We start from the raw sequence: 25,882 nt of genomic DNA, 5'->3' as shown, positions 1-25,882 counted from the left end.
CCCAGCCGCCCGACGCCCTGCGCACACGAGCCCGCTCCCACTGTCCTCGGCGGCCACGGCACCGGCCACGACCACACCGCCCCTGCTCGGCGGCACCGGACGGCCGCACCCGACCGGACCGAAGGGGCCCTGAGCGAGTACCGTTGACCCGTTCGTATGGAATGCGCAGGACGTACATGTTGAAGCTTGTTTGCTCCTGGTGTCCTGAATGTCAGGGCTTCCGCAGGGCAGGTCCGGCAGGCGGGTGGTCCGGTGGACGGTGACCGCGCCGGGACGGCCCGTACATCGCCGCGGAGGAGGCGAACGAAGCAGTGACAGCAGATTCCCGTCGCCCTCCCGGCACGTCACCCCGCGGCTTCAGGGGTCTTGCCGCCCGCATGGGATCCGTCCGGCGCCGGGCCCGGGACCGGCAGGAGGACCGGCAAGGGGACCGGCAGGAGGGCCGGCAACGGGACCGGCAGGAGGGCCGACAGCGGAACCGGAGTGACGACGGTCCCTGGCCGGCGCGGCTCCCGGGGCGGCTGCGGCCCCTGCTCCGGGTGCGGAGCGTGGCCGGCCAGGTGTTCGTGCTGCAGATCCTGGTCGTGGCCCTGATCATCACCGCCGCAGTGGTCACTCTCGCGCTCCAGGCCCGACGCAACAGCACCCATGAGGCCGAAGCCCGGTCCCGGGCCGTCGCCACGACGTTCGCGTACTCCCCTCAGACACTGACGGCGATGACCGGACCCAACCCGTCCGAGGCCCTGCAGCCGGTCGCCGACAGGATCGTGCGGGTGACCGACGTGGATCTCATCGTCGTGTACTCGTCGGACGGGGTCCGCTACGCACACCCCGACCCCTCCAAGATCGGCAAGCCCGTCGTCGGCCCGCTCAAGCCGCCGACCTCCCCCCGGACCCAGCAGATCGACACCTCCAAGGGCCGCGCGGTGGTCTCGTACGTCCCCGTCACCAGGCCCGACGGGACGATCGTCGGCACGGTGGGAGTCGGGATCACGGTCCACAAGGTGGCCGGCATGGCGGCCGAGCAGCTGCCCGTGCTCCTGGGGACCGCGGGCGGGGCGCTGGCCGTGTGCGCGGGCGGCACCGCCCTGGTGAGCCGGCGGCTGCTGCGCCAGACCCACGGTCTCGGCCCGGTGGAGATGACACGGATGTACGACCACCACGACGCGGTGCTGCACGCGGTGCGGGAGGGAGTGCTGATCGTGGGGGACGACGGGCAGTTGGTGCTGGTCAACGACGAGGCGCGGAGACTGCTGGACCTGCCGCCGGACGCGGAGCGGCGGCAGGTCACCGACCTGGGTCTGAGCCCGGACATCGTCGAACTGATGACCTCGGAGCGGACGGCCACCGACGAGGTGCTCCTCTCGGCAGACCGGTTGCTGGCGGTCAACAAGCGACGCGCAGTGCCCGACGACGGGAGTGCCGGGAGCGTGGTGACGCTCAGGGACACCACGGAGTTGCGGGCTCTGTCCGGTCACGCCGAGGCCTCACGGGAGCGTCTGAACCTTCTCTACGACGCAGGGGCGCGGATCGGCTCCTCCCTGGACGTGGAGCGCACCGCACACGAACTGGCCGAAGTGGCGGTTCCGCGCTTCGCCGACCTGGTCACCGTCGACCTGGCCGAGGAGGTGCTGCGCGGCGAGGAGCCCACCGGGCGGAGCACCGTCATGCGGCGGGCCGGCGTGAGCACCGTCCACACCGGTCTGCCGCTGATGGCGGTGGGCGAAACCGTTCGCTTCCCCGACGCCACACCACAGGCACGGTGCGTGAAGAGCGGCCGCGCGGTGCTGGAGGCGGATCTGAGCACCGCCGAGGGATGGCGGACACTGGCCCCCGACCGCGCGGAGGAGCTCCTGGGCCACGGTTTCCATTCCCTGATCGCGGTACCGCTGCGGGCTCGCGGCACGGTGCTGGGTTCGGTGGACTTCTGGCGTTCGGAGCGAGCGGAACCGTACGACGAGGGCGATGTGCTGTTCGCCGAGGAGCTGTCCGCCTGGGCCGCCGTGGCGCTGGACAACGCCCGCCGCTACACCCGCGAGCACGCGTTGGCGGTCACCCTGCAACGCAGTCTGCTGCCCCGCGACCTGCCGGACCTGAGCGCGCTGGAGGCGGCCCACCGCTATCTGCCGGCCCAGGCCGGGGTGGGCGGGGACTGGTTCGACGTCATCGAACTGTCCGGCGCCCGGGTCGCACTGGTGGTCGGGGACGTGGTGGGGCACGGTCTGCACGCGGCGGCCACCATGGGGCGGCTGCGTACCGCGGTGCACAACTTCGCCACCCTCGACCTCCCGCCGGACGAGCTGCTGGCCCGGGTGGACGACTTGGTGGCCCGGCTCGACCGGGAACGGGCCGATCAGGGTGACGACGAGGGGCTCATCGGAGCCACTTGCCTGTACGTCGTCTACGATCCGGCCGTCGGCAGGTGCAGCGTGGCCCGGGCCGGCCACCCGCCCCCCGCCCTCGTCCTTCCGGACGGCACCGTGTCCTTCCCCGACCTGCCCGCCAGTCCGCTGCTGGGCCTGGGCGGTCTGCCCTTCGAGACCACGGAATTCGAGGTGCCCGAGGGAAGCCAGCTCGTCCTCTACACCGACGGGCTCATCGAGAGCCGCGACCGGGACATCGACGTCGGTCTGGAAATCCTGCGTGGCGCGCTGTCCCACCCCGACCGGACTCCCGAGCAGACCTGCGACGCGGTGCTGGACGCCCTCCTGCCGAACGGCGGGAACGACGACGTCGCCCTGTTGGTCGCGCGCACCCGGGTGCTCGACCCCGAGCGGGTCGCCGACTGGGACGTGCCCGCCGAAGCCGCGGCCGTGCCCAGCGTCCGCGCCCACGTCACCCGCCAGCTGGCGGCATGGGACCTGACGGACGCGAGCTTCACGACCGAGCTCATCCTCAGCGAACTGGTCACCAATGCCATCCGGCACGGCACCGTCCCCATCCACGTCCGCCTGCTGCGGGACCGCAACCTGATCTGCGAGGTCTCCGACGGCAGCAGCACCTCACCCCATCTGCGCCAGGCGGCGGACACGGACGAGGGCGGACGCGGCCTGTTCCTCGTCGCCCGTTACGCCGAACGCTGGGGCACCCGGTACACACCGACCGGCAAGGTCATCTGGACCGAGCAGCCACTGGACGGAACTCCGGGCGAGCCCGGCGGCAGCATGAGCGGCGACGACGTCCTCGACCTGTGGTCCGACGCGACCCTCTGACCCGGCCCTTCCTCCTTCTGCGACACCTCGGTCATGCGGCGTCAGGGGCAGGGACAGGAAGGCCCACGGCCTCCCGGAGGGGGCGACGCAGCCAGGTCGTGAAGAGGGCGGCACCGTGGAACCAGGAGTCCCGGACCATGGCGCCGTCGAGACTTCGGATCGGGAACGGGCCCCTCGTCGCACAGCCCAGGAGTCCCGCAGCGCGGTGGCCACGCACAGCCGGTGGAAGGCCACTCCGCCGGCACCGCCCGGTGCGCCGCCCGGTGCGTGGACCTGGGGTCCGTCCGGGGTCAGCGGCCCCTGCGCACCCGGGCCGCCGCACGGGCCTCCGCCGCCTTGCGGGCCTCGGCGGCCTTGCGGGACTCCTTGACGGGACGCCCCGGACGGCTGCCGAGGCCGCGGAAGGGCGCGTTGCCGCTATTGGCCTTCGTCCCGGCCGGCGGGCGCTTCGCACCGGTGAGGGCGGTCAGCGTCGCCTCCCCGGAGCGCACCGGGGTGACGGTCGGCCGGACACCGGCGTCGGACATCATCCGGTTCACCTCGCGCCGCTGGGCGGGAGCGACCAGGGTGACCACGGTCCCGGCCTGTCCGGCCCGCGCTGTGCGCCCGCCGCGGTGCAGGTAGTCCTTGGGGTCGGCCGGCGGATCGACGTTGACGACGAGGTCGAGCGCGTCGATGTGAAGGCCCCGCGCCGCGACGTTGGTGGCCACCAGCACGGTGATGTCACCGTCCGTGAACCGGGCGAGCGTGTGCGTGCGCTGCGGCTGCGACTTGCCGCTGTGCAGGGCGCCGGCCCGCACACCACTGGCCCGCAGATGACGGGTGAACTGGTCGACGGCCGCCTTGGTGTCCAGGAACATCAGTACCCGGCCGTCCCGAGCGGCGATCTCGGTCGCCGTGGCGTACTTGTCGGCGGGATGGACGGTCAGGACGTGGTGGTCCATCGTGCTCACCGAGCCCGCCCCGGGGTCGACCGACGCGTGGACCGGGTCGTTCAGGTGACTCCGCACCAGTTGCTCGACGTGACGGTCGAGCGTGGCCGAGAACAGGAGCCGCTGCCCGTCGGAGGGGACCTGTTCCAGAATGTCCGAGACCTGCGGCAGAAACCCCAGGTCGCACATCTGATCCGCCTCGTCCAGCACCGTGATCCGCACGTGGTTCAGATGGCAGTCCCGGCGCGACACGAGGTCGGCCAGCCGCCCCGGCGTCGCGACGAGCACATCGGCACCGCTCCGCAGCTCCGCCACCTGCCGGTTGATCGACAGCCCGCCGACCACCGTCGCCAGTCGCACGTTCAGCTTCCGCGCGTACGGCACCAGGGCGTCGCTCACCTGCTGGGCGAGCTCCCGGGTCGGCACCAGGACCAGCGCGAGCGGCCTCTTCGCCTCCGCCCGCCGGCCCGCCGTGCGGACGAGCAGAGCGAGCCCGAAGGCCAGCGTCTTGCCGGACCCCGTCCGCGCCCGTCCCAGGACGTCACGGCCGGCCAGCGCGTCGGGCAGCGTCGCCGCCTGGATGGGGAACGGTTCCGTCACCCCGAGCTCTCCCATGGTCTCCACCAGCTCCGGCGGCAGCCCGAACGCGTCGAAGGACGCGGCCGGGGTCACCTCCGGGGACGCTGTCACTCGCGGGGACGTGCCACCGCTGGAGAGTCCGGAGGCCGACGGCTTCGCGTTCATGAGGCACCTTCCTGATCTGGCGCCCGGAACGCACCGGGGTCCGTACCGCTCGGTACGGACCCCGGTGTAATGAAGCGCGGGGACAGCTTACCAGCGGCCCGGAATGCGCCTCCGGCACTGTTTTCTCCCCCTTCGCCGGCGCCCGCATCCTTCGTTTCGCCGTCCCTCCTCGCCTTGTGGATCGTGGCGGAGAAGCACGACCGGGCCCGGCTCGGCGCCGGCCCGAGTTCCGCCTTCACCCACAGGTTCACTTGCACACGTTCACTTGCTCAGGACGTCGCCGCCGTCCTGAGCTGCCCGAGCCGTCCGGCCTCCCCGGCCGCGGCCGCCGCCGTCCCGACGCCGAAGCCACCGGCCCCGCCCCGGCCTCTCCCCCAGCCGGCACCGCCGTCCTGGACGCCGAGCGTGATCGCGTCGGCAAGGAGTGCCGACCGGGCCCCGAGCGAGCCCTGCCCCGGCGTGAGCAGCCGGGACGACGGGTTCCTCGCCGGCGCCGCCGCCGTGTCCCAGTGGACCGTGCGGTCGCACCAGTGGTCCAGGAGGGTGCGGTCGTGGCCGACGGCGAGCAGGCCCGCGCCCGTGACCGTGCGGTAATCCTCGACGACCTGCGCGCGGACCTCGCCTTCGTAGGCTCCGGCGGCATCGCTCCCTACGGCCTGACCGGCTTCCACCTGACCGACTTCCACCTGGACGAGGCCGCCACCGAACGGGGCGTCCTCGCCGACGCCTCGCACCGCTGTGTGCCGGCCGACTCCGGCAGGTTCGGCCGTACGGCCGCGCACCGCGCGTACGAGCCGGACGGCTTCCACCCCCTCATCACCGACACACCGTTCCCGGCCGAGCTGCACACCGCCCTGGGCCGGGCCGGCAGCGACGTCATCACAGCCTGATTCCGGGGCGCCCGGCGGAACGATCCGTATGCCCTCACACCTCAAAGGAGGCCCGCCTCCCTCAGAGGAGGTCCTCGATCGTGATCGGCAGCTTGCGCACCCGGCGCCCGGTGGCGTGATGCACGGCGTTGGCGATCGCCGCCGCCACGCCGACCTGGCCGATCTCACCGACCCCCTTCACACCCAACGGGTTGACGATGTCGTCCTCGACCTCGATGAGCTCGATGTCCACGTCCGGAGCGTCCGCGTTGACGGCGACGAGGTACTCGGCGAGGCTCGAGTTGGCCCAGCGGCCGGTGTCCGGCGCCATGTGGTTGGCTTCCAGCAGCGCCTGCCCCAGCCCCCACAGCATGCCCCCCATCAGCTGACTGCGGGCCGTCTTGGCGTTGAGCACCCGGCCCGGCGCGAAGGCACCGGTCATGCGCCGCACCCGGACCAGGCCCAGTTCCGCGTCCACCGCGACCTCGGCGAACTGGGCGCCGAAGGTCATCATCCCGTAGGGGATGTCGTGGGCGGGCGGGTTCCACTGGCCCAGGGCTTCGGCGTCCGGCCGGCCGTTGCGCCGCAGCAGATCGGTGTAGGCCTCGGACGCGGTCCCGGCGGTCATGACGCCGTCCCGGACCACGACGTCGACCGGGTCCGCGCCGTGCAGAGGTGAACCGGCGTCGGCCACCGCCTTGTTGACGAGCTGACCGCGCAGAGCGGTGGCGGCGCTGTGCACGGCCGCGCTGATCATGCCGGCGCCCGCCGAGCCCACCGCGGCGGCGATGTTGGGCAGGTCGGTGTCCCCGTTCTCGAAGCGGCAGCGTTCCACGCTCATGCCGAGTCCGTCGGCGGCGACCTGGGTCATGACCGTGGCGACGCCGGTGCCGAAATCGGGGGTGGCGGCCTGGACGACCGCCGTCCCGTCGGCGTAGAGGCGCGCGCGGGCGCGCTGCGGGTTGGCGAGCGGGGCGACGGGATACGTCGCGGTGGCCATGCCGGTGCCGATCAGCCAGTCCCCCTCACGGCGCGTGGCCGGCCGGGGATCGCGGCCGGACCAGCCGAACCTCCGGGCTCCACGCTCGTAGCACTCCCGCAGCCCGCTGCTGGACCAGGGGAAGCCCGACATGGCGTCGACGTCGGTGTGATTGCGCAACCGCAGTTCGACGGGATCCACCCCGAGTTCGTGGGCGAGCTCGTCCATCGCGCACTCGAGCGCGAACATACCGCTCGCTTCACCGGGCGCCCGCATGAACGTCGGGGTCATGGTGTTCGCCCGGAACAACCGGTAGACGCCCTCGTAGTGGGGGCACGCGTAGATCTGCGACGAGGTGCCGAGGGAAGGTTCGGCCCAGTCGTCGAAGGGGGAGGTCGGGGAGAGTTTGTGGTGCCGTATGGCGGTCAGCCGGCCTTCGCGCGTCGCGCCGAGCGTCATGTGCTGCTCCTGCTCCTCCCGATGGCCGACGGAGGTGAACATCTGCTCCCGGGTGAGGGCGAGCTTGACGGGCCGGCCGACTTCTCGGGCCGCCAGGGCGGCGAGCGTCGGGTGTGCGTGGATCATCGCCTTGCAGCCGAAGCTGCCACCGGCGTAGTGACCGATGACCCGGATCCTCGACATCGGAACGCCGAGCAGCCGTGACACGGTCATCTGCGTGGCGTTGACTCCCTGGGTGGAGTCGTACAGCAGCAGGGTGTCACCGTCCCAGTGGGCCGTGGTGCTGGACGGCTCGATCGGGTTGTGGTGGTTCGCCGCGTAGGTGTACGTCGCCTCCACCCGCACGTCCGCGTCCCTCAGCCCGGCCTCCACGTCGCCGCGCTCGATGCGTCCCGGTATCCACCCCCCGAAGATGCTCTCGGGCACGTACGTCCGGTCCCGGCCCTGGTCGAGGGTGGTGACCGGGGCGGTCTCCTCGTACGAGAAACGCAGCAGGTGCGCCGCGTGCTGGGCGCGTTCCCAGGTGTCGGCGACGACGAGCGCGATCTGCTGGCCGGCGTAGTGGACGATGTCGTCCTGCATCGGGAAGTACGTCTGTCCGGGCGCCGCCGTGCCGGCGAGCGAGGGCACGAGCGGCGGCTGCTCCGCGATCCTCGGCAGGTTCTCGTGGGTGAGGACCGCGAGTACGCCTTCCTCGGCCGTTGCGGCACTCGCGTCGATCCCACAGACCCGTCCGGCGGCGATGCGGGAGCCGACCACGTAGGCGTACGCCATGTCCGGGAGGGGGATCTCGGCGGAGTAGTGCGCGCTCCCGGTGACCTTGGGACGGCCGTCGACGCGGTCGAGGGGCTGTCCGATGGCGGACGGTGTCGTCGTGTGCATGGTGGTCATGACGGGCTCCCGGCCCCGGGTCCGGGCTCGGACCCGGCTCCCGTTCCGTCGCTGAGCAGGTCGAGGACGCGGACGATCGCGCGCTGCGCGAGTTCGACCTTGAAGGCGTTCATGGGGGTCGGCCGGGCATCGGCCATTTCGACGCGGGCGGCCATGGCGAAGTTGTCCCGCTGGACGCGCGCGCCGATCAGGAAGTCCTCGGCCCGCCTGGCCCGCCAGGGCTTGGTGGCCACCCCGCCCAGCGCCATCCGTACGTCGGCGATCACGCCGTCCGCGACGGAGAGCGCGGCCGCCACCGAGACGAGCGCGAACTCGTACGAGGCGCGGTCCCGGACCTTCAGATAGTGGGAGTGCCGGGCGACAGGCATGGCGGGCACCTCGATCCCGGTGATCAGTTCACCGTGCTCCAGGGGGTGCTCGCGGTGCGGAGAGTCGCCGGGGAGGAGGAAGAAGTCGTCGATGGCGTAGGTTCGTTCGCCGTGCGGGCCCGTCGTGCGCACCTGGGCGTCCAGCGCGACGAGCGCCACGGCCACGTCCGAGGGATGCGTGGCGATGCAGTGCTCGCTGGTGCCGAGCACCGCGTGTCCTCGGCTGAAGCCCTCGACGGCCGAGCAACCGGTGCCGGGATCGCGCTTGTTGCAGGGGGACTGAGCGTCGCGGAAGTACGAACAGCGCACGCGCTGCAGCAGGTTGCCTCCCATGGACGCCATGTTGCGCAACTGCGCGGACGCCCCCAGCTCCAGCGCCTGGGCGATCAGCGGAAAACGCTCACGGACGACGGGGTCGGCGGCGACGTCGCTCATCCGGGCCAGCGCTCCGATACGCACCCCTCCTGCCGGGGTGCCCTCGACCTCGGTCAGCGGGAGAGCGTTGATGTCGACGAGGCGGCGGGGGTTCAGCACGTTCTGGCGCAGCAGATCGACCTCGGTGGTGCCGCCGGCGAGGAAGTCGCTGGTGGGGTCGGTGCTCACGGCGGTGACGGCGCTCGCCGTGTCGGTCGCGCGGAGGTAGGTGATGGGCCGCACTGGGCGCCTCCTACATACGGTCGCGGGCGGTGCGTATCGCGGCCCTTATGTGGGGGTAGGCCGCGCAGCGGCAGATGTTGCCGCTCATCCACTCCTTGATCTCGTCGTCGTCCCCGGCATGCCCCTCATGGACCAGCGCCACGGCGGACATGATCTGGCCGGGAGTGCAATAGCCGCACTGGAAGGCGTCCTCGGCGATGAAGGCCCGTTGCATCTCGTGCAGTCCGCCGTCCTCGGACAGCCCCTCCACGGTGGTGATCTCACGGCCTTCGCAGGTCACGGCGAGGGTGAGGCAGGCCAGCGCGCGCCGCCCGTCGACCCACACGGTGCACGCCCCGCAGGTTCCCTGGTCGCACCCCTTCTTGGCACCCGTCAGGTGCAGGTGTTCACGCAGCGCGTCGAGCAGGCTGACGCGCGGCTCGATGTCCAGGGTGCGCCTGGCGCCGTTGACCGACAGTCCGACCCGGACCGGGCCCGGGCCTTGTTCCAGCAGTGCCGCGCCTCGCTCGGTGAGGGCCGGGCCGCGTACGGACATGACACACCTCCCAAAGAACCATCCCTTCATTCTCATCGACACCCAAATGCGTCGCAAACGTAATATTTAGAATATGGACCAACGTGTGACCGAAGCCCGAGAAGCGGTGACAGTGGTCTACACCTGGGAGGTGATGCCCGGCGAGGAGGCGGAATTCGAGCAGTGGGCCCACGGGGTCGAGGCGGAGGCCGCCGCCTTCACGGGACACCGGGGCGTCACCTGGCTCCGGCCCGAGGACGACAGCCACCGCTACCACGCGGTCGTCCGCTTCGCGGACACCGAGAGCCTGGACCGCTGGATGACGTCACCCCAGCGAGCCGCCTGGCAGGACCGAGTCAAACCCTACGGCCACCCGGCCCACCCGAAGCTGACCACCACCGGCCTGGAGACGTGGTTCAACATCCCCAACGGCGCGGCCCGGCCGCCGGCACGCTGGAAGATGTCACTGGTGACGATCCTCGCCGTCTATCCCTTCGCGCTGCTCTACGACGGCCTGTTCGCGGAGTTCTTCCACACCTGGCCCCTGGCGGCACGCACCCTCGTCTTCCCGATCGTCCTCGCCCCCCTCCTCACCTACGCGGTCATGCCGCTCATGAGCCGCCTGCTCCGACGGTGGCTGTACCCGGAACACCCGACCTCCTGACCGGGAGGCGCCCGCACGTCGTCCTGGGTCAGGTGCTCAGCCCGCCGCTCCTCAGGACGGCGGTCACGAACGAGGGCCGGCCCGCCGTGACGCCATCCAGACCGTGCTCGGCTTCATGGCGCCGGCCGCCACGGCCCGGGGTGCCGACGCATCTCGCATCGACGACGTCCTCGCCCGCCAACCCTGAACCCCGCGCGCCCGCCTCACGCCGGCTTCCCCAGCGGGCCGTGGTCTCCCCGGGCGCCGCTCCCGCCCGCTCGGCTCGCTCCCGCTCGGCTCGCTCCCGGCACAACGTGAAAATCCGCGGCGTCTGCCCGAAGGACTCGGTGACGGGCTACGGCTGCGGTCCGCTCAGGACAGGGCGGTCGGTCTGCGGGGCGGCGGGACGGCCCTCAGCAGTTCCCACAAGGGACGTGAGCCGGACGCCCAGACTCCGAGGGTGTGGCGGTCGACCACGTGGAGGCGCTGCTGCTGGGCGAAGGCCACGGCCGGTGCGGTGACCCGACCGTTCGTCACGATCACCGCGACGTCGGCGCCGTGGACCTGACGGGCGGTGCCGTTGAGGACCTGAAGGTCCGGCGTGCCCACGGCGGACCCGGAAAGGCCGCTGCGCCTGTGTTTGCACTGGATCACCCAGCGCCGCCCGTAGGGGTCGGTGGCCTTCACATCGGCGCCCAGATCGCCGCCGCCCCCGACGCGGACCGCGTCCCCACAGCCGTCACGGCGCATCAGGTCCCGCACCGCGTCCTCGAACCGGGAGTGGTGCAGGGCGTCCAGCTGGGACAGCCCGTACCGCAGACCCTGCGCGCGGACCGCTTCCCACCGTGCCTGCTGCTGCTTCTGGTAGAGCCGGCCGCCGCCGGCCAGCACCGCGAGCACGCCGATGACGACCATGACCCACCAGTGGACCAGCAGCCAGTTGACGACGGCCACCGCCAGGGCGACGGCCAGGCCCACGGCCACGAGGAGACCGACCAGCCGGTCGTCCGCCCGCTGCCGCCGCCTGCCGGGCCCGCGGGTGCGCCGTCGCGCCGGCGGGCGCCTGGTCGCCGGCGCCCGGCCCCTGCGCGCGCGGGGGCTCATCGGCCGGCCTGCGTAACGCCGCTCGCGAGCTGCCCCAGGATGTCCAGGATCCCCTGGCCGACCGGAGTGGGTGCAAGCAGGACCCCCAGCGCCAGGACGATCACGACGGTCACCTTCTCGTCGAAGCGACTGCGGGCCTCCGTACGCCGCCGCAGCCGCCAGACGACAATGACTGCGAGCAGCACCGCCACGTTGATGGTCAGCAACCGTCCAGACCCCCCTCGCCGTCCGGCCAACACCCCATGGGGAAGGCAACACGCCGCCCCAGCCTTCTTGTTTAGCCGCGCCTCGGTGATGTGGAAGGCGGTTGCCGACGAATGACACAAAGCGATCGGACCTGGCCGAATTGAACCGCCGACTTGTACGGGGGTAGCGGGACGCGGTCGGGTTGGCCGCTCGTGGCATGCTGCAGGACCAGTGTCTTTGAGCCACTGTGATGCGCTGTCTGATGTGTGCCGCACACATCGCCAGTGTTCTCGTGTCGCCTCTACGGTTCCGCTACCACACGGACCGGCGCCCTTGGCCGGACCGCAAGCCCCAGGGAACAGGTGCACATGATGCGAACCCATCAACGCGTCTTCTGGTGGTCCCCCGCCTTGATCCTCTCCGTCCTGGCGGCCCTGCTGGCGTCGGCAGGTACCGCCCAGGCCGCCACTCCCCACACGGTTCCCCCGGTGTCGGGCAGTCTCACCGGCCACAACATATCCGGCGTGTACGTGTCCGGAATCTCCTCCGGGGGCTACATGGCCGGTCAGCTGCACGTCGCCCACTCGAAGAAGGTCAAAGGCGCGGCGATCTTCGGGGCGGGACCGTACTACTGCGCCCAGAACAACGTCTACCAAGCCCTGTACGGCTGTGGGGACACCCTCTACCCCACCTATCTGAGCACTCTGACCTCGAGGGCCTCCACCTGGTCCTCCTACGGGTGGATCGACCCGGTCAGCAACCTGTCCGGCAGCCCCGTGTACCTCTACCAGGGCAAGAACGACACCACGGTGAAGCCCTCGGTCGGCGATGCCGGGAAGGCCTTCTACCAGCACTTCGGTGCGAACGTGACCTACGACAACACCTCCGCGGCGGGGCATTCCTGGGTCACCCCGTACGGGCCCAACAGCTGCACCGCGAACAGCGCGCCGTACATGAACAACTGCGGCACCGACCCCCAGAGAGCACTGCTGCAGAAGCTTTTCGGCTCGGTCTCCTCCCCCAACACCGGACCGCTGACGGGCAAGCTCGTCAAGTTCGGACAGAGCACCCACGCCGTCAACGGACTGGCGAGCACCCTGAGCATGGGCAGCTCCGGGTTCGCCTACGTCCCCAAAGCCTGTGAGTCGGAATCGAGTTGCCGCTTGATGGTTTCCCTGCACGGCTGCAAGCAGGGGTACGACAAGATCGGTACGACCTTCGTCGACCGCGCCAACCTCAACCAGTACGCCGACAACAACAAGATGATCGTCCTGTATCCGCAGGCCACGTCGTCCGCCGTGAACCCCAACGGATGCTGGGACTGGTGGGGCTACCTCGGCGCCACCAACTACCCCATCCAGGGCGGCGCCCAGGTCGAGACCATCATGAACATGGTCACCGCACTCGGCGGCTGAGCCCCACGCGCCGGGGTGGGATGGCACCGCAGAACCGCCCCGGCGCGCTTTCCCCCCTCGCAGTAAGCGACTCTTTCGGGCATCTTAGGATTCGAAGGACACCGTCGCCGATCGCCCGGGACACCGCGGGAGTTCAGTCAAGCCCCGCGCGACTCCCCGAGGTGATCGGCGTCCGTCCGTCCCCGGCCCAGGGCTTCGGCATAGTCGCGTGACATCCGTTTCATCTGATTCCTTTCATGGATACCCCCGCCTTCAGGCGGGGAGGAAACGGAACCCCTGCGGAGCAGGGCGGGAGGCGGGGTTTCGCCGCCAGGGCGAAAGACCGTGCCCTGACCGGCGGGCTTGATCCTCACAAACAAACCCACTAGTTTGTGAACTGTGGCCACTCACGTGAAGCGGGCGTACAAGTACCGCTTCCATCCGACCGATGCGCAGGCAGCGGAGCTGTCGCGCACGTTCGGCTGCGTGCGAAAGGTCTACAACCTCGCCCTCCAGGCCCGCACCGAGGCGTGGACACGGCAGGAGCGGGTCAACTACAACGCCACCTCGGCGATGCTGACGGCCTGGAAGAAGACCGAGGAACTGGCCTTCCTCAACGAGGTGTCCTCGGTCCCGCTCCAGCAGTGCTTGCGGCACTTGCAGACGGCGTTCGCGAACTTCTTCGCCAAGCGGGCCAGGTACCCCCACTTCAAGAGCCGGAAGAAGTCCCGGGCGTCCGCCGAATACACCACCTCCGGCTTCCGGTTTTGCGACGGCCGGCTCACCCTGGCCAAGATGACCGAGCCGCTGGACATCGTGTGGTCGCGCCCGCTTCCCGAGGGGGTGAAGCCGTCCACGGTGACGGTCTCGCAGGACGCGGCCGGGCGCTGGTTCGTGTCGATGCTCGTCGAGGACCCGACGGTGAAAACCCTGCCCCCTGTGGACACGGCGGTCGGGATCGACGTGGGCCTTACTTCTTTGCTGACCCTGTCGACCGGCGAGAAGATCACCAACCCGAGGCATGAACGCAAGGACCGTGCCCGTCTGGCCAAGGCCCAGAAGGCACTCGCCCGCAAGGAGAAGGGCTCCGGCAACCGGGCCAAGGCCCGCCTCAAGGTCGCCCGCATCCATGCCCGGATCACCGACCGCAGGCGGGACCACCTGCACAAACTGTCGACTCGTCTCGTGCGTGAGAACCAAACGCTCGTGATCGAGGACCTGACCGTGCGCAACATGGTCAAAAACCGGAGGCTGGCCCGCGCCGTCTCCGATGCCGCATGGACCCAGTTCCGCTCGATGCTGGAGTACAAGGCGCAGTGGTACGGCCGGGAGGTGATCGCGGTCGACCGCTTCTTCCCCTCCTCCAGGCTGTGCTCGGCCTGCGGAGCCCTGCAGAGCAAGATGCCGCTCCATGTCCGCACCTGGACGTGCGGCTGCGGCGCCGTGTATGACCGCGACGTGAACGCGGCGAAGAACCTTTTGGCCGCCGGACTGGCGGCAGCAGCCTGTGGAGACGGTGTAAGACCTCAACGGAGCACTCCGGGCGGGCAGTCGTCGATGAAGCAGGAACCCCGGCGGGCGACCGCCGGAATCCCCCGCCTTTAGGCGAGGGAGGAAGTCAAGATCATGTGATTCCGAGGAGGGCGAGCGGTCGGCCGGCGTCGCGGGCGTTGCGCCGGAGGCCGGCGGCGATGCTGCTCTTCCCGGCGAGGCGAAGGGCGCCGATGGCGAGGTTGCGCCAAGTCGCCATGGTGCGGGGTGCGGAGCCGGTCGCTCCAGCAGGCCCGGGATCTCCTCGGGCACGGCCCTGGGATGCTCGCGAAGTTGGTCGAAGGCAGGCGGGATCGGCGATGATGCGTCGGCAGGCACGGTCTTCCACTCGGATCACAGGGCGTCGAGAACTCCATGATCTTGGAAGTCCGCGCCTGTCACGTCCCCGAAACCCCGTCGAACTGACAGATCGTCACGAATCGGGTGTCAAGCGACCACGGTGAAGCCCTGACTGCCTCCCATGGACGAACCCCCGCCCTTCCGCGCTGGAAGGGCGGGGGCTTGCGGTGGGAGCACGTTCGCAGGCCGCGATCGTCGACCAGGACGGTGCGGTGCAGGTCAACCGGAATCCGACCAAGGGGGTTGGGGCGGCGCTGCGGGTGATCGGTGATCCACGTCCATGCGGTCCACGTGCCGTGTTACGAGCCGGTGGTGCCAGACGTTTTCACGCCCGCCCTGGGCGTGTCATCCGCCCGCGGCATCCTCGGCCTCCCAGCGCAGCAAGTCGCCCGGCTGGCAATTGAGCACCTCGCAGAGCGCGGCGAGCGTCGCGAAGCGCACCGCCTTGGCGCGGCCGTTCTTGAGTACCGCCAGGTTGGCGGGCGTGATGCCTACGCGGTCTGCGAGCTCACCCACGGACATCTTCCGCCTGGCCAGCATCACGTCGATGTCGACGACGATCGGCATCAGATCACCTCGTCCAACTCGGCCTGCATCTGTGCCGCTTCGACGTCGCGCGCGACGGCCTGGGCGAGCAGCATCCGCAGCACGAGCACGATGAGCGCGACCCCCAGGATGGCCACGCCAACCCCACCCATGATGACGGTGACGCCCGGATCGTCCCGCTGGCCCGGCGCATTGAGGGCCGTGACCGCGAACCATACGAGGGCAGCCGCCACGATCGCGCCGATCACGCCGTCCACGTACCGGAAGGCGGTGGGGGAGAACACGGTTCCGCGTCGCACCATCGTCACCAGCCGCCATACGCAGACCAGGGCGACCTGGACCGACACCATACCCAGGATCGTGATCACGCGCAGCGGGGTCAGCGGGAGCGATCCGTCCTCCGGGTCGCTCCCGCTGACCAACGCCCACACCATCCCTGCCTGTACGAACACGGTGCCGACGAGCACCACCACGAGCACGGCGCGCAGCGCACCCACTGTCAGCTTTCCCACGACCCAACCTTCCATCGAGTTACGATCAGAATCTATCGAATTTCGATAGATGAAGCAAAGGCTGGGGACGGAGAGCGGGCGGCGGCTTCGCGCCGTGGCGGGACGCCGCCGCCCCTCCAGTGGCATGGCGTTCGCGCGAACCGTCTTGATCTTGTCGAATCCGGCGTCGCTTGAGCACAAAACGGATGCCACCCGACTACGCCGAAGCCCTGGCCGTGGCAGGCACGGATGTACCCGGTCGAACCACACCGGCCGCCGTCCACAAGAGCCGCTCCTTTGTCCGCAGCGCGCCCATCCGCTCACGCTTCCCCGTTCACGCGATGGCCTTCCACCCCAGGCGTTCGCTGCTCGCGATAGACACCGGAAGGTATGACGGTGGCTACTTCTTCGAGGGCGAGCTACTTCTTCCGCACCTCAAAACGGGCGTGTTCACTTCTCTCATCGAGCACGAACTCGGCCGTCAGGTTCTGGGCCTGGAATGGCTCGATGAACACTCTCTTCGTGCCCTCATGGCACCGCCCGATGATTGGCAGGACGAAGCGGTGCACGAGGACGGACACGTCGCCGTGGCGCACCGGAGCGACTGGACTGCCGTTCTCGCGCAGTCGCTCAACGGTCGGGACCTGGCCGGCCCAAGGGCCCCCGCCCCGCGCCCCGACCCCCGCGAGGCAGCGCAGCGAGCGGTCGCCGAACTGCGATCTGTCCGGCAGGCCCAACGACCCGTCCCTTCGAAGGATCTCCGAGGAGGCATCTACGTCAACCGGATGAAACGAAGCGGCTCGGTCACGAATGGAGTCTGTGAACGCGGCTTGATGATCCAGGTCAAGGCTCGCTCACAGACCTTTGACGCCAACCCATCGACCCGGAGCAAGCCCAACGGATCGGGGACCTCCAGGAAGCTCGTTGGCGTGTGATGGCGTGTCAGTACGTGAACCTGGCGCTGTTGAGCCCTCAACGCAGCCGGGTTCCACGACCGCGTGCTCCGGCTGCCCGACCAAGCATGACCGCTTGACCTGATGCTGCCAGGCTGCCTTCTGCTGGACCTTGACCATCCGGATGGCCTGTGCCGTTGTTGTCGAAGGGCACCCGCCGGCCGAAGGCGAACGGGAGCGCCTGATCGCCTTCGGTGCCGAGGCGGGCGAGCAGGTTCGCGACGCTGCCCCTTGCAGCGCTGTCACCGTGGCCCGGGGTGGGTGCAGGGTCTGTCCGGCGGTGATTTCCTCGTAACGGTCAGCGAGGCGTTCGAAGGCGCCCTGGGCCCGCCCGATTCGCGGCGAGTTGTCTTGCTCACCCAGTGGACTGTTGCTAAGCCTTGGGCACTCGACCTAGGGAGCACGCTGTGCATCAAGAGCCCCCTCTCCCCTTTTCTCCGCGTTCACGTGTCCGAGCCTTCATCTGCGCCGCCGTGGCCATCGCCCTCGTGATGCTCACCGCCGCGGCCAGTCCCCCCGACGCGGACACCCGGACCGCGGCAGACCCGGCAGCCGTGGTCCGCGAGTGGAACGCCATCGCCATCGACACGATCAAGACCAGCCTCGGCCCCCGCCCCTCCGGGCAGGTAGCGATCTGGGAGGGGTTCGTCTCCGTCGCCGTGTACAACGCCGTGGTGGGGATCGAAGGCGGCTACGCCCTGTACAAGTGGCGCGAGCGCGGTCCGGCCAAGGCATCCTCCGCGGCGGCCGCCGCCACTGCGGCCCACGACGTCCTGCTCACCTTCTTCCCTGCGTTCAAGGAGGGGCTCGACACCGCCTACACGGACTCGCTCGCCGCTCTTCCGGCCGGTCAGGCCAGAGACCGGGGCGTGGACTACGGAAGGCGCGCTGCCGCCCGCATCATCGAACTCCGGGAAGGGGACGGCCGGTTCGCGGACGTTCCCTTCACCGCTTCCCCGGCACCGGGGGTCTGGCGGCCCACCCCGCCCGCGTTCCAGCCCTTCATCGACACCTGGCTCGCCAGGCTCCGCCCGCTCCTGCTCGCCTCCCCGCAGCAGTTCCGCCCCGGCGGACCGCCCGCCCTCTCCTCGACCGCTTACGCCGAGGATTTGCAGGAGCTGAAAGCCATGGGCGCGAAGACCGGCTCGGGCAGGAGCGCGCAGCAGACCGAGACCGCCCTCTTCTTCAGCGGCAACTTGGTCGCACAGGTCCAGACAGCCGTACGAGACCACGCCGCCCGGCACCGGCTCGGGATCGCCGAGACGGCCCGGCTGTTCGCCGCGGTGAACGCGTCGGCGACCGACGCCGTCGTCACCGCATGGGACGCCAAGCTCCACTACGGCTCCTGGCGGCCGATCACCGCCATCCGCCTCGCCGACACCGACGGCAACCCCGCGACGACGGCAGACCCGGCCTGGGAGCCGCTGCTCCTCACCCCACCACACCCGGACTACATCGCCGGCCATACGACCGTCGCCGCTGCCGTGGCACGCGCCCTGACCGGCCTCCTCGGCACCTCGCGCGTCGACCTCTACCTCTCCTCCGAGGTCACCGGCACCACGCGGTTCTACGGGTCCGCCGACGACCTCAACCGGGATGTCGTCGACGCCCGCGTGTGGGGCGGCGTCCACTCCCGCACGGCGGACGTAGCCGGCTGCCGGGCCGGCACCCACGTGGCCGCCTGGGCGCTGGACCACTACTTCCAGCCAGTCGCCAAGGACGGCACCCAGCCGTCCCCGCCGACACGAACTGCTCGGCAGTACAGGCTCGCCGAGCCGAAGTGCGGCAACGACACCGACTGAACCACAGAGCCGAAGAGGACCCGGCGTCGAGCCGGGTTCTCTTGGCCGCCCCTAAGGTGACTTCAGCCGAAGAGCGACCAGTCCCAGCCCAGCTGCTCTCCGAGCTGCCGCAGGCTGACGCCCTTCTGGGCCCGCAGCCGTCATAGCTCCTCGGCGAACCGTTGACGTGGTTCCTGGCTGCGGCTCGTGACGACGCGGCGCTGTGACAGGGCCGCTCACCTCCATGGACGTTGCGGAAGGCGCGCTTCCCGGCGGAGAGTCGTACCACGCCCTCGTAGCGCACTGAATACGCAACGTAATGCGCGATGTTGGGTCACAGTGAGTTATTCACGCGAATTCACCCTGTCTCGCTCCCTCCGCGGCCGCCCCCTTTTCCGGGGACGTCACCGTGTTCCAGTGGAGGGTGCGGTCGCACCAGTGGGTGAGGAGGGTCTGGTCGTGGCCGACGGTCAGGAGGCCGGCGCCGGTTTCGGTGCGGTAGGCCTCGACCACCGCTACCAGCGCGGCCGTGGTCGACGCATCGAGCATGGCGGTCATCTCGTCGCAGATCAGCCAGCGGGGGCGGAGCACCAATGCGCGGGCCAGGCAGGCGCGTTGGAGCTGGCCGTCGCTGACCTCGTGGGGGCGGCGGGTGAGGAGGTCGGGGGTGAGGCCGACGGTGGAGGCCAGTTCCGGGACGCGGTCGGGGACGGTGTCGCGGCGGCCGGTGGCGCGCAGGGGTTCGGCGATCAGGTCGGTGAGGCTCAGGCGGGGGTCCGCGGAGAGGCGGGGCTGCTGGAAGACGACGCCGAAGGCGGTGCGGAGCGAGCGGGGGGCGCGGTGGCGGAAGTGGCGTACGGGGGTGCCGTCGACGGTGACGGTGCCGGCGTCGGGGCGGTGCAGGAGGGCGGCGACTCTGGCGAGGGTGGATTTGCCGCAGCCGCTGGGGCCGAGCAGGCCGACGGCCTCGCCGGGGGCGATGGTGAGGGTGGCGTCGCGGACGACGGGGGCCGACCGTCGGTCGTAGCCGGCGGTGATGGCGCGCAGCTCAAGCACGGACGTCCTCCAGGGCCTCGACTGGGAGCGGGTGGTGGCAGGCGACCGTCTCCGTCAGGGGTGGGAGGGTCGTGCAGCGGGCGGTGGCGTTGTCGCAGCGGGGGGCGAAGGCGCAGCCGTCGGGGAGGGCGCCCAGTTCGGGAGGCATGCCGGGGATCGGGGTGAAGGTGCGGTCGGGAAGGGCGTTCAGGAGGCCGCGGCTGTAGGGGTGGCGGGGGCCCGGGGTGCCGAAGAAGGCGTTCGCTTCGGTGAGTTCGACGATGCGGCCCGCGTACATGACGGCGACGCGGTCGGCGATGCGTTCGGCGGCGGCCAGGTCGTGGGTGATCATCAGCAGGGCTCGGCCCTCGCCGGTGCCGTCGTCGGGGGCGTCGACGTGGCGTCGCAGTTCGTCGACCGTGTGGTCGACCAGGTCGCGGTCGAGGCCGGTGGTGGGTTCGTCGGCGAGGAGGAGGGGCGCGTCGCCGACGAGGGCGAGGGCGGTGGCGGCGCGTTGGGCGAGGCCGCCGGAGAGTTCGTGGGGGTGGCGGTCGAGGTGGTCGGCGGGGAAGGCGGCGCGGTCGGCGGCCTTCTCGGCGGCGGCGCGCAGGGCCGTGCGGCCGCGGACGCCGGTGAGTTCGGCGACCGTCTCCTCCATCTGGGAGCGGATGGTGCGGACGGGGGTGAGGTGGGCGGCCGGGCTCTGCGGGATGAGGCCGATGCGCCGGCCGCGTACGGTGCGGGCGAGGGTGCGTTCGTCGGCGGCGAGCAGGTCGAGGTCGCCGAGCAGGGCGCGGCCGGCGGTCTGCGCGTTGGCGGGGAGCAGGCCGAGCAGGGCGGAGGCCAGGACGGACTTGCCGCAGCCGCTCTCGCCGATCAGGGCGAGACATTCGCCGGGTACGACGTCGAAGTGCGCGTCGGTGACGGCGGCGACGGGGCCTCCGCCGGGCACCAGGAAGCGCACCGACAGTCCGCGGACCGACAGCACGGGGGGTCGCTCGGTCACAGCATCAGCTCCGATCGGCGGCGGGGGTTGATCCGCTCACGCCACACTCCGGCGAGTCCGGCGATGGCGAGGGTGGGGATGATCAGGAACAGGCCGGGGAAGAGGGTGGGCCACCACTGTCCGGCGAGCAGCGTGCCGCGGGCGCCCTGGATGAGGGTGCCGAGGCTGGCGGTGTGGGTGGGCAGGCCGAGGCCGAGGAAGGACAGCGCCGACTCGTGCCACATGGCGTGCGGGATCATCAGGACGGCGGCGAGGCCGGCCTGCGGCAGTACGCCGGGCAGCAGGTGCCGCAGCACCACCCGCCGCCGGGAGGCGCCCCCGGAGACGGCCGCGTCGATGTACGGGCGGGAACGCAGCGAGAGGACCTCGGCGCGGACGATGCGGGCCGTGGACAGCCAGTGGGTGGCGGCGACCGAGACCACCACGGGCCAGACGCCCGGCCGGAACATGGCGACGATGAAGATGCCGAGCAGCAGGTGCGGAACGGAGGAGAGGGTGTCGACCAGGCGCATGACGAGGCGGTCGACCCAGCCGCCGAAGGTTCCGGCCGCGGCTCCGACGGCGGTGCCGATCACGGTGGCGGTGAGCGCCGCCACGACGCCGACGAGCAGGGAGACCCGCAGGCCGTAGACGCAGCGCAGCAGCAGGTCGCGGCCGACGTCGTCGGTGCCGAAGGGATGGGCCCAGTTGGGCGGGAGGAGTTTCGAGGCGAGGTCGACGGCCTGCTGGTCGAGCTGGACCAGCGGGGGGACGAGCAGGACCGCGAGGGCGGTCACGGCGACCAGTGCGGCGGAGACGCGCAGCCGCAGGGTGTGGGTGGAGCGGCGGGCAGTGCCGCGCGAGCGCCATGCGACGGCCGGGGCCGCGGACCCGGCCGTGCTCGCCTTCTCCAGGGTGGTGTCAGCCATCGGAATCACATCTCACTGAGCTTCACCCTCGGGTCGGTCAGTCCGTACAGGAGGTCCGCCAGGAGGTTCCCGGCGAGGACGGCGGCGGTGGCGAGGGTCGTCAGCGCGGCCAGGAGCGGGAAGTCGACGGCGGTGGCCGCCTCGACGGTGGCGGCCGCGATGCCCGGCCAGCTGAAGACGGTCTCCACCAGCAGGGCACCGGTGATGAGCTCGGGGACGCGGGAGCCGATCAGGGTGAGGACCGGTAGGAGTCCGGAGCGCAGGGCGTGGCCGAGGAGCACGGTGCGTTCGCCGAGGCCGCGGGCGCGGGCGCCGCGTACGGGGTCCTCCGCGAGGGCGTCGCCGACGCCTTGGCGTACGTAGAGCGTGAACCAGGGGAGCTGGGAGACGGCGAGGACGCCGGCGGGGAGGATCAGGTGGCTCGCGACCTGTCCGGCGGTGACGTGTTCGCTGCCGGTGTCGGTGAGGCCGCCGGCCGGAAGGACGTCCAGGTGGAGGGCGAACAGCCAGACGGCGAGCAGGGCGATCCAGAAGACCGGCGCGGCTTCCAGGGAGTACGCGAGGGAGGTGACCGTCCGGTCGAGGAGCGAGCCGGGGCGGCGGGCGGCGAGCACGCCGAGCAGGGTGCCGAGCAGGATGGCGACGGCGAACGCGACGGCGCACAGCAGCGTGGACCACACGATCCGCTCGCCGATCGCCTCGGCGACCGGCTGGCGCAGCACGCTGGACTGGCCGAGGTCGCCGGTGACGGCGGAGGTCAGCCATTCCCACCACTGGACGGCGAAGGAGCGGTCCACGCCGAGGTTGTCCCGGAGCCGGTCCAGGGTCTCCTGGTCGGCGCCGAGGGCGGCGGTGCCGGCGTATGCCTTGACGGGGTCGAACGGGGAGGCGGCGGCGAGGGCGAAGGCGCCGAAGGTGACGACGAGGAGGACGGGCACGGCGAGCAGGGCCCGCCGTGCCACGAGGTGTCCCATCGCCCCCCAGGGAAGGGTCTTCACTTCTTGGGCTGCCAGTCCTCGGCGTTCCACCAGGGGCCGCTGGCGAAGCCGTGCTCGTGCGGTTCGACCTGGGTGGTGAGGCCTTCCCAGCGGTCGGCGAGGACGTAGAGGTGGTCGATGTGGGTGAGGAAGGTGTAGCCGGGGTTCTTGACGAGTGCGCGCTGGAGGTCGTCGTAGGCGGCCTTGCGGTCCTCGGGGTCCTGGCTGCGGCGGCCGGTGTCGAGGGCTTCGTCGACGGCGGGGTTGTCGTAGCGGGCCATGTTGTTGAAGCCGTCGCCGGCGAGGGAGGAGTGCAGCAGGGTGTAGAGGCCGAAGTCGGGGTCGCCGGTGCTGCCGAAGCCGGCGAGGACGGCGTCCTTGCCCATCCGGGGTTCGATGACCTCCCAGGTGGCGCCTTCGACCTTGACGTCGATGCCGGCCTTCTTGGCGTCGGAGGCGTAGGCGAGGGCGTGGTCCTGGCGGACCTTGTCGCCGGAGGGGTAGTAGAGGGTGAACGTGGCGCGGGCGCCGTCCTTGGCGCGGATGCCGTCCTTGCCGGACTTCCAGCCGTCGCGGTCGAGGATCTTCTCGGCCTCGGCGAGGTCCTGGGGGCGTTCGACGTCCTTGGTGTACCAGGGGTCGTCGAGGGGCAGCGGCCCGTAGGCGGGGCGGCCGGCGCCGTCGAGGATCTTGTCGACCATGGCCTTGCGGTCCACGGCCAGGTCGAGGGCGCGGCGGATCGCGGTGTCGCCGGTGACCTTGTTCGCGGTGGGGAGGGTGACGGCGCGGAAGTCGTAGGTGGTGGCCTGGTACGTCGTGCGGTCGTCGTCGTTCTCGAAGGTGGCGGCGAGGTTGGGCGGGAGGGTCGCGCCGTCGAGGTCGCCGGAGCGCAGCCGGGTGGCGCGGACGTCGTCGTCGGCGATGATCGCCATGGTGAGCTTCTTCACCTTCGGTGCGCCGCCCCAGTAGTCCGGGTTCGCCTTGAAGGTGAGCTTCTCGCCCTTGCTCCAGCCGGTGAGGACGTACGGTCCGGTGCCGATCGGCTCGGTGTTGAAGGAGCCGGTGTTGGGGTCCTGCTTGCCCGCGATGTGTTCGGGGACGACGGGCAGCACCGTGCGGGCGGCGAAGGCCGCGTAGGGGTACTTGAGGGTGAAGACGACCTTGTCGCCGCCGTCCGCCCGGACCTCCTTGACGGCGTCGAGTTCGCTCTTGGCGGCGTTGTTGGTCTTGTCGTCGAGGACCGTGCGGTACGTGTAGACGACGTCTTCGGCGGTGAGGGGTTCGCCGTCGCTGAACTCGACGCCCGGGCGCAGGGTGTAGGTGTAGGTGCGGCCGTCGTCGGCGATCTCGGGAAGCGCCTTCGCGAGGGCGGGCTTGAGTTTCAGGTCGGCGTCCCGGGCGAGCAGCCCGTCGAAGATCTTGGAGTTGCCGTCCTTGCCGTAGCCGAGCAGGGGGTTCAGGGTGTCGGGCTCGGTGGAGACCCCGATCACCACGGACTCGGCGGACCCGCCGCCGCCCGTGCCGGCGTCCGAGCCGCCGGTCGGCGCCGAGCAGGCGGCGGCCAGCGAGAACGCGGCGGCCGTGGCCGCCGCGCCGGTGGTACGCCGTATTCGTCGGGTCGTCATCGAACCTCACACCTCTGCTGACTGGAATTCGTTTTTGCATATTAATTGCAGCAAGGTTCTGCCCAGGGCCCCGGCCCCCCATGCCGACGCTTCGGCGCGCGGTGGCCGCCCGGGCGGGTGGCGCGTGTGTGACCGCCGCCCCACCTGCGCACCCCCGCCCTCGAGGCCGCGGGGGTGCGCCGGGAGGCGAGCTGCGGAACGCCGCCCGCGCGCCCCCGGCACCCGCTTGTCACCGGGCCGGATCCGGGTCTACTGTCGCCACGCCTTGGTGAACGGGAAATCCGGTGCGATACCGGTGCGGCCCTCGCCACTGTGATCGGGAAGTCCGGCTCCGGCCCCTGGTCCTGTCCTCCGACAGGACCGACGGGCAGCCACTGGGTCCACTTGGGGCCTGTCGTCACATTCCTGTCGTCCGCCCGGAGGGCAGGAATGTGACGACAGGCCCCAGGACCCGGGAAGGCGGAGCTCGGGCGGTGGTACCCGTCAGCCAGGAGACCGGCCAAGGCGCGTCAACCATCCACGAGGTGCTGGAGAGGGTCTGCTGAGCCATGCACATTGCCGAAGGTTTTCTGCCACCGGCGCACGCGGTCGCCTGGGGCGTCGCGGCTACGCCGTTCGTCGTCCACGGAGCCCGGTCGCTCATCCGTGAAGTCAGGGAACATCCCGAGAGCACGCTGCTGCTCGGCGCCTCGGGAGCGTTCACCTTCGTTCTGTCCGCGCTGAAACTGCCCTCGGTGACCGGGAGTTGCTCCCACCCCACCGGCACCGGGCTGGGCGCCATCCTGTTCCGGCCGCCGATCATGGCGGTGCTGGGCACCATCACCCTGCTGTTCCAGGCCCTGTTGCTGGCCCACGGCGGGCTGACCACGCTGGGCGCCAACGTCTTCTCGATGGCGATCGTCGGGCCGTGGGCGGGGTACGGCGTGTACCGGCTGGCGCGGCGGTCCGGGGCGCCGCTGATGGCCGCGGTGTTCTGCGGCGCGTTCGTCGCCGACCTGTCCACGTACTGCGTCACCAGCGTGCAACTGGCGCTCGCCTTCCCCGACCCGGGGAGCGGGTTCCCGGGCGCGCTCGGGAAGTTCGGCTCCATCTTCGCCGTCACGCAGATCCCGCTCGCGGTGAGCGAAGGGCTGCTGACCGTCCTGGTGATGCGCCTGCTGGTGCAGTCCAGCAAGGGCGAACTGACCCGCCTCGGCGTGCTGTTGACCGGCAAGCGAGGGGCAACGGAAACGGCGGCGACGGAAACGGAGCCGGAGACGAAGCAGACGGCGGGCACGGCGGGAACAACGAGTACGACGGGTACGACCGGTACCGGGACGGTGGCTCGATGACCAGGAACGCGAAAATCAACACCCTGCTGCTGCTCGCCGTGGCCGCGCTCGCGGTGCTGCCGCTGGCGCTCGGGCTCGGCGACCACAAGGAGGAGCCGTTCGCCGGTGCGGACGGCGAGGCGGAGACCGCCATCACCGAGCTCGAACCGGACTACGAGCCGTGGTTCTCCCCGTTGTACGAGCCCCCGTCCGGTGAGATCGAGTCGGGGCTCTTCGCCCTCCAGGCCGCCGTCGGCGCGGGGGTCCTGGCGTACTACTTCGGGGTGCGGCGCGGGCGTCGGCAGGGTGAGGAACGGGCACGGCAGCAGCAGCCGGCGCCCGGTACCGGCTCGGACGCCGGCCCGGGGCTCCCCGACGAGGCGGTCTCCCCCGGTCCCCGGGCCTGAT

At 70.8% G+C, this 25,882-nt stretch carries 23 protein-coding genes, 2 pseudogenes and 1 riboswitch; of the genes and pseudogenes, 9 read left to right on the top strand and 16 right to left on the bottom strand.

What is annotated here, in order from left to right; all coding sequences use genetic code 11:
• The first annotated feature begins 377 nt into the window (after positions 1-377).
• On the top strand, positions 378-3,212 hold the full coding sequence (locus OHB56_RS32155; RefSeq protein ID WP_406357080.1) for a SpoIIE family protein phosphatase: 2,835 nt from the start codon (positions 378-380) through the stop codon (positions 3,210-3,212).
• Positions 3,213-3,502: 290 nt separating this feature from the next.
• On the opposite strand, the gene OHB56_RS32150 is transcribed toward OHB56_RS32155, so the two are convergent.
• On the bottom strand, positions 3,503-4,888 hold the full coding sequence (locus tag OHB56_RS32150; RefSeq protein WP_326755375.1) for a DEAD/DEAH box helicase: 1,386 nt from the start codon (positions 4,886-4,888) through the stop codon (positions 3,503-3,505).
• Positions 4,889-5,379: 491 nt separating this feature from the next.
• A pseudogene (locus OHB56_RS32145) lies at positions 5,380-5,493 on the bottom strand (ABC transporter ATP-binding protein); the annotation flags it as partial.
• On the opposite strand from OHB56_RS32145, the gene OHB56_RS32140 reads away from it, so the two are divergent.
• Positions 5,440-5,778 carry a hypothetical protein gene (locus OHB56_RS32140; RefSeq protein ID WP_406357078.1) on the top strand — a complete coding sequence of 113 codons (339 nt, stop codon included), beginning with the start codon at positions 5,440-5,442 and terminating at the stop codon, positions 5,776-5,778. The pseudogene OHB56_RS32145 and the gene OHB56_RS32140 sit on opposite strands and share 54 nt — an antisense overlap.
• Positions 5,779-5,839: 61 nt before the next feature.
• On the opposite strand, the gene OHB56_RS32135 is transcribed toward OHB56_RS32140, so the two are convergent.
• The 3 genes from OHB56_RS32135 to OHB56_RS32125 are packed head-to-tail and all read right to left on the bottom strand — an operon-like array spanning position 5,840 to position 9,646.
• On the bottom strand, positions 5,840-8,086 hold the full coding sequence (locus tag OHB56_RS32135) for a xanthine dehydrogenase family protein molybdopterin-binding subunit (RefSeq protein ID WP_406357076.1): 2,247 nt from the start codon (positions 8,084-8,086) through the stop codon (positions 5,840-5,842).
• Positions 8,083-9,111 (bottom strand): FAD binding domain-containing protein, encoded by a 1,029-nt coding sequence (locus OHB56_RS32130; RefSeq protein WP_406357074.1) that lies wholly within the window; start codon positions 9,109-9,111, stop codon positions 8,083-8,085. Before OHB56_RS32130 ends, OHB56_RS32135 begins: the two co-directional genes overlap by 4 nt.
• Positions 9,112-9,121: 10 nt before the next feature.
• Positions 9,122-9,646 (bottom strand): (2Fe-2S)-binding protein, encoded by a 525-nt coding sequence (locus OHB56_RS32125; protein WP_326755372.1) that lies wholly within the window; start codon positions 9,644-9,646, stop codon positions 9,122-9,124.
• A 73-nt stretch (positions 9,647-9,719) separates the two neighbouring features.
• Here OHB56_RS32125 and OHB56_RS32120 point away from each other — a divergent pair, with 73 nt between their 5' ends.
• A complete protein-coding gene (locus OHB56_RS32120; RefSeq protein ID WP_406357073.1) occupies positions 9,720-10,289 on the top strand; it encodes an antibiotic biosynthesis monooxygenase in 570 nt (189 codons plus the stop codon).
• 351 nt (positions 10,290-10,640) lie between these two features.
• Here the strand turns inward: OHB56_RS32120 and OHB56_RS32115 are convergent, their stop codons facing one another.
• Both OHB56_RS32115 and OHB56_RS32110 read right to left on the bottom strand, forming a co-directional pair.
• Positions 10,641-11,372: a restriction endonuclease gene (locus OHB56_RS32115; protein ID WP_406357071.1), complete on the bottom strand. Its 732-nt coding sequence runs from the start codon at positions 11,370-11,372 to the stop codon at positions 10,641-10,643.
• The gene (locus OHB56_RS32110; protein ID WP_055595212.1) at positions 11,369-11,578 is read right to left on the bottom strand and encodes a hypothetical protein; all 210 of its coding nucleotides are present in this window, start codon (positions 11,576-11,578) and stop codon (positions 11,369-11,371) included. Before OHB56_RS32110 ends, OHB56_RS32115 begins: the two co-directional genes overlap by 4 nt.
• 348 nt (positions 11,579-11,926) lie before the next feature.
• Between OHB56_RS32110 and OHB56_RS32105 the strand changes: the two genes are divergently transcribed.
• On the top strand, positions 11,927-12,973 hold the full coding sequence (locus OHB56_RS32105; RefSeq protein WP_406357069.1) for a PHB depolymerase family esterase: 1,047 nt from the start codon (positions 11,927-11,929) through the stop codon (positions 12,971-12,973).
• A 378-nt stretch (positions 12,974-13,351) separates the two neighbouring features.
• Complete coding sequence (locus tag OHB56_RS32100) at positions 13,352-14,557, top strand: RNA-guided endonuclease InsQ/TnpB family protein (protein WP_406357067.1); 1,206 nt, start codon at positions 13,352-13,354, stop codon at positions 14,555-14,557.
• Positions 14,558-14,576: 19 nt separating this feature from the next.
• Here OHB56_RS32100 and OHB56_RS32095 read toward each other — a convergent pair whose 3' ends face one another.
• From OHB56_RS32095 to OHB56_RS32085, 3 genes are all read right to left on the bottom strand, one after another.
• Positions 14,577-14,702 (bottom strand): hypothetical protein, encoded by a 126-nt coding sequence (locus tag OHB56_RS32095; RefSeq protein WP_326755367.1) that lies wholly within the window; start codon positions 14,700-14,702, stop codon positions 14,577-14,579.
• A gap of 485 nt (positions 14,703-15,187) precedes the next feature.
• A complete protein-coding gene (locus OHB56_RS32090; protein ID WP_055595213.1) occupies positions 15,188-15,409 on the bottom strand; it encodes a helix-turn-helix transcriptional regulator in 222 nt (73 codons plus the stop codon).
• Entirely contained in the window at positions 15,409-15,900 is a 492-nt protein-coding gene (locus OHB56_RS32085; protein WP_406357065.1) for a DUF2975 domain-containing protein, read from the bottom strand. The genes OHB56_RS32090 and OHB56_RS32085 overlap by 1 nt, the downstream gene beginning before the upstream one ends.
• Before the next feature lie 185 nt (positions 15,901-16,085).
• Here OHB56_RS32085 and OHB56_RS32080 point away from each other — a divergent pair, with 185 nt between their 5' ends.
• A complete protein-coding gene (locus OHB56_RS32080; RefSeq protein WP_406357063.1) occupies positions 16,086-16,814 on the top strand; it encodes a hypothetical protein in 729 nt (242 codons plus the stop codon).
• 491 nt (positions 16,815-17,305) lie between these two features.
• A complete protein-coding gene (locus OHB56_RS32075; RefSeq protein ID WP_063793439.1) occupies positions 17,306-18,634 on the top strand; it encodes a vanadium-dependent haloperoxidase in 1,329 nt (442 codons plus the stop codon).
• 65 nt (positions 18,635-18,699) lie between these two features.
• Here OHB56_RS32075 and OHB56_RS32070 read toward each other — a convergent pair.
• The 6 genes and pseudogenes from OHB56_RS32070 to OHB56_RS32045 form a co-directional block, all read right to left on the bottom strand.
• Positions 18,700-18,843, bottom strand: a pseudogene (locus OHB56_RS32070) (XRE family transcriptional regulator); the annotation flags it as partial.
• A 118-nt stretch (positions 18,844-18,961) separates the two neighbouring features.
• The gene (locus OHB56_RS32065) at positions 18,962-19,669 is read right to left on the bottom strand and encodes an ABC transporter ATP-binding protein (protein WP_406357062.1); all 708 of its coding nucleotides are present in this window, start codon (positions 19,667-19,669) and stop codon (positions 18,962-18,964) included.
• On the bottom strand, positions 19,662-20,654 hold the full coding sequence (locus tag OHB56_RS32060; protein WP_406357061.1) for an ABC transporter ATP-binding protein: 993 nt from the start codon (positions 20,652-20,654) through the stop codon (positions 19,662-19,664). Before OHB56_RS32060 ends, OHB56_RS32065 begins: the two co-directional genes overlap by 8 nt.
• The gene (locus OHB56_RS32055; protein ID WP_406357059.1) at positions 20,651-21,562 is read right to left on the bottom strand and encodes an ABC transporter permease; all 912 of its coding nucleotides are present in this window, start codon (positions 21,560-21,562) and stop codon (positions 20,651-20,653) included. Before OHB56_RS32055 ends, OHB56_RS32060 begins: the two co-directional genes overlap by 4 nt.
• Before the next feature lie 5 nt (positions 21,563-21,567).
• The gene (locus OHB56_RS32050) at positions 21,568-22,536 is read right to left on the bottom strand and encodes an ABC transporter permease (protein WP_406359248.1); all 969 of its coding nucleotides are present in this window, start codon (positions 22,534-22,536) and stop codon (positions 21,568-21,570) included.
• Between the two features lie 20 nt (positions 22,537-22,556).
• The gene (locus OHB56_RS32045; protein ID WP_406357057.1) at positions 22,557-24,164 is read right to left on the bottom strand and encodes an ABC transporter substrate-binding protein; all 1,608 of its coding nucleotides are present in this window, start codon (positions 24,162-24,164) and stop codon (positions 22,557-22,559) included.
• 249 nt (positions 24,165-24,413) lie between these two features.
• Positions 24,414-24,683, top strand: a riboswitch (cobalamin riboswitch).
• A 29-nt stretch (positions 24,684-24,712) separates the two neighbouring features.
• Between OHB56_RS32045 and OHB56_RS32040 the strand changes: the two genes are divergently transcribed.
• Both OHB56_RS32040 and OHB56_RS32035 read left to right on the top strand, forming a co-directional pair.
• Positions 24,713-25,495 carry an energy-coupling factor ABC transporter permease gene (locus tag OHB56_RS32040; protein WP_326755358.1) on the top strand — a complete coding sequence of 261 codons (783 nt, stop codon included), beginning with the start codon at positions 24,713-24,715 and terminating at the stop codon, positions 25,493-25,495.
• Positions 25,492-25,881: an energy-coupling factor ABC transporter substrate-binding protein gene (locus OHB56_RS32035; protein ID WP_406357055.1), complete on the top strand. Its 390-nt coding sequence runs from the start codon at positions 25,492-25,494 to the stop codon at positions 25,879-25,881. Before OHB56_RS32040 ends, OHB56_RS32035 begins: the two co-directional genes overlap by 4 nt.
• Position 25,882: the final 1 nt, after the last annotated feature.

The sequence above is a fragment of the Streptomyces sp. NBC_01635 genome, assembly GCF_045209715.1.
Taxonomy (GTDB): Bacteria; Actinomycetota; Actinomycetes; order Streptomycetales; family Streptomycetaceae; genus Streptomyces; species Streptomyces hirsutus.
This window is presented reverse-complemented; position numbering and strand designations above follow the sequence as displayed.

Coding starts and splice junctions, on each gene's coding strand:
- OHB56_RS32150 (WP_326755375.1), bottom strand. CDS start 4,888: ATGAACGCGAAGCCGTCGGCCTCCGGACTCTCCAGCGGTGGCACGTCC.
- OHB56_RS32055 (WP_406357059.1), bottom strand. CDS start 21,562: ATGGCTGACACCACCCTGGAGAAGGCGAGCACGGCCGGGTCCGCGGCC.
- OHB56_RS32120 (WP_406357073.1), top strand. CDS start 9,720: ATGGACCAACGTGTGACCGAAGCCCGAGAAGCGGTGACAGTGGTCTAC.
- OHB56_RS32095 (WP_326755367.1), bottom strand. CDS start 14,702: ATGGCGACTTGGCGCAACCTCGCCATCGGCGCCCTTCGCCTCGCCGGG.
- OHB56_RS32125 (WP_326755372.1), bottom strand. CDS start 9,646: ATGTCCGTACGCGGCCCGGCCCTCACCGAGCGAGGCGCGGCACTGCTG.
- OHB56_RS32050 (WP_406359248.1), bottom strand. CDS start 22,536: ATGGGACACCTCGTGGCACGGCGGGCCCTGCTCGCCGTGCCCGTCCTC.
- OHB56_RS32080 (WP_406357063.1), top strand. CDS start 16,086: ATGCCACCCGACTACGCCGAAGCCCTGGCCGTGGCAGGCACGGATGTA.
- OHB56_RS32045 (WP_406357057.1), bottom strand. CDS start 24,164: ATGACGACCCGACGAATACGGCGTACCACCGGCGCGGCGGCCACGGCC.
- OHB56_RS32105 (WP_406357069.1), top strand. CDS start 11,927: ATGATGCGAACCCATCAACGCGTCTTCTGGTGGTCCCCCGCCTTGATC.
- OHB56_RS32090 (WP_055595213.1), bottom strand. CDS start 15,409: ATGCCGATCGTCGTCGACATCGACGTGATGCTGGCCAGGCGGAAGATG.
- OHB56_RS32035 (WP_406357055.1), top strand. CDS start 25,492: ATGACCAGGAACGCGAAAATCAACACCCTGCTGCTGCTCGCCGTGGCC.
- OHB56_RS32135 (WP_406357076.1), bottom strand. CDS start 8,086: ATGACCACCATGCACACGACGACACCGTCCGCCATCGGACAGCCCCTC.
- OHB56_RS32040 (WP_326755358.1), top strand. CDS start 24,713: ATGCACATTGCCGAAGGTTTTCTGCCACCGGCGCACGCGGTCGCCTGG.
- OHB56_RS32115 (WP_406357071.1), bottom strand. CDS start 11,372: ATGAGCCCCCGCGCGCGCAGGGGCCGGGCGCCGGCGACCAGGCGCCCG.
- OHB56_RS32155 (WP_406357080.1), top strand. CDS start 378: ATGGGATCCGTCCGGCGCCGGGCCCGGGACCGGCAGGAGGACCGGCAA.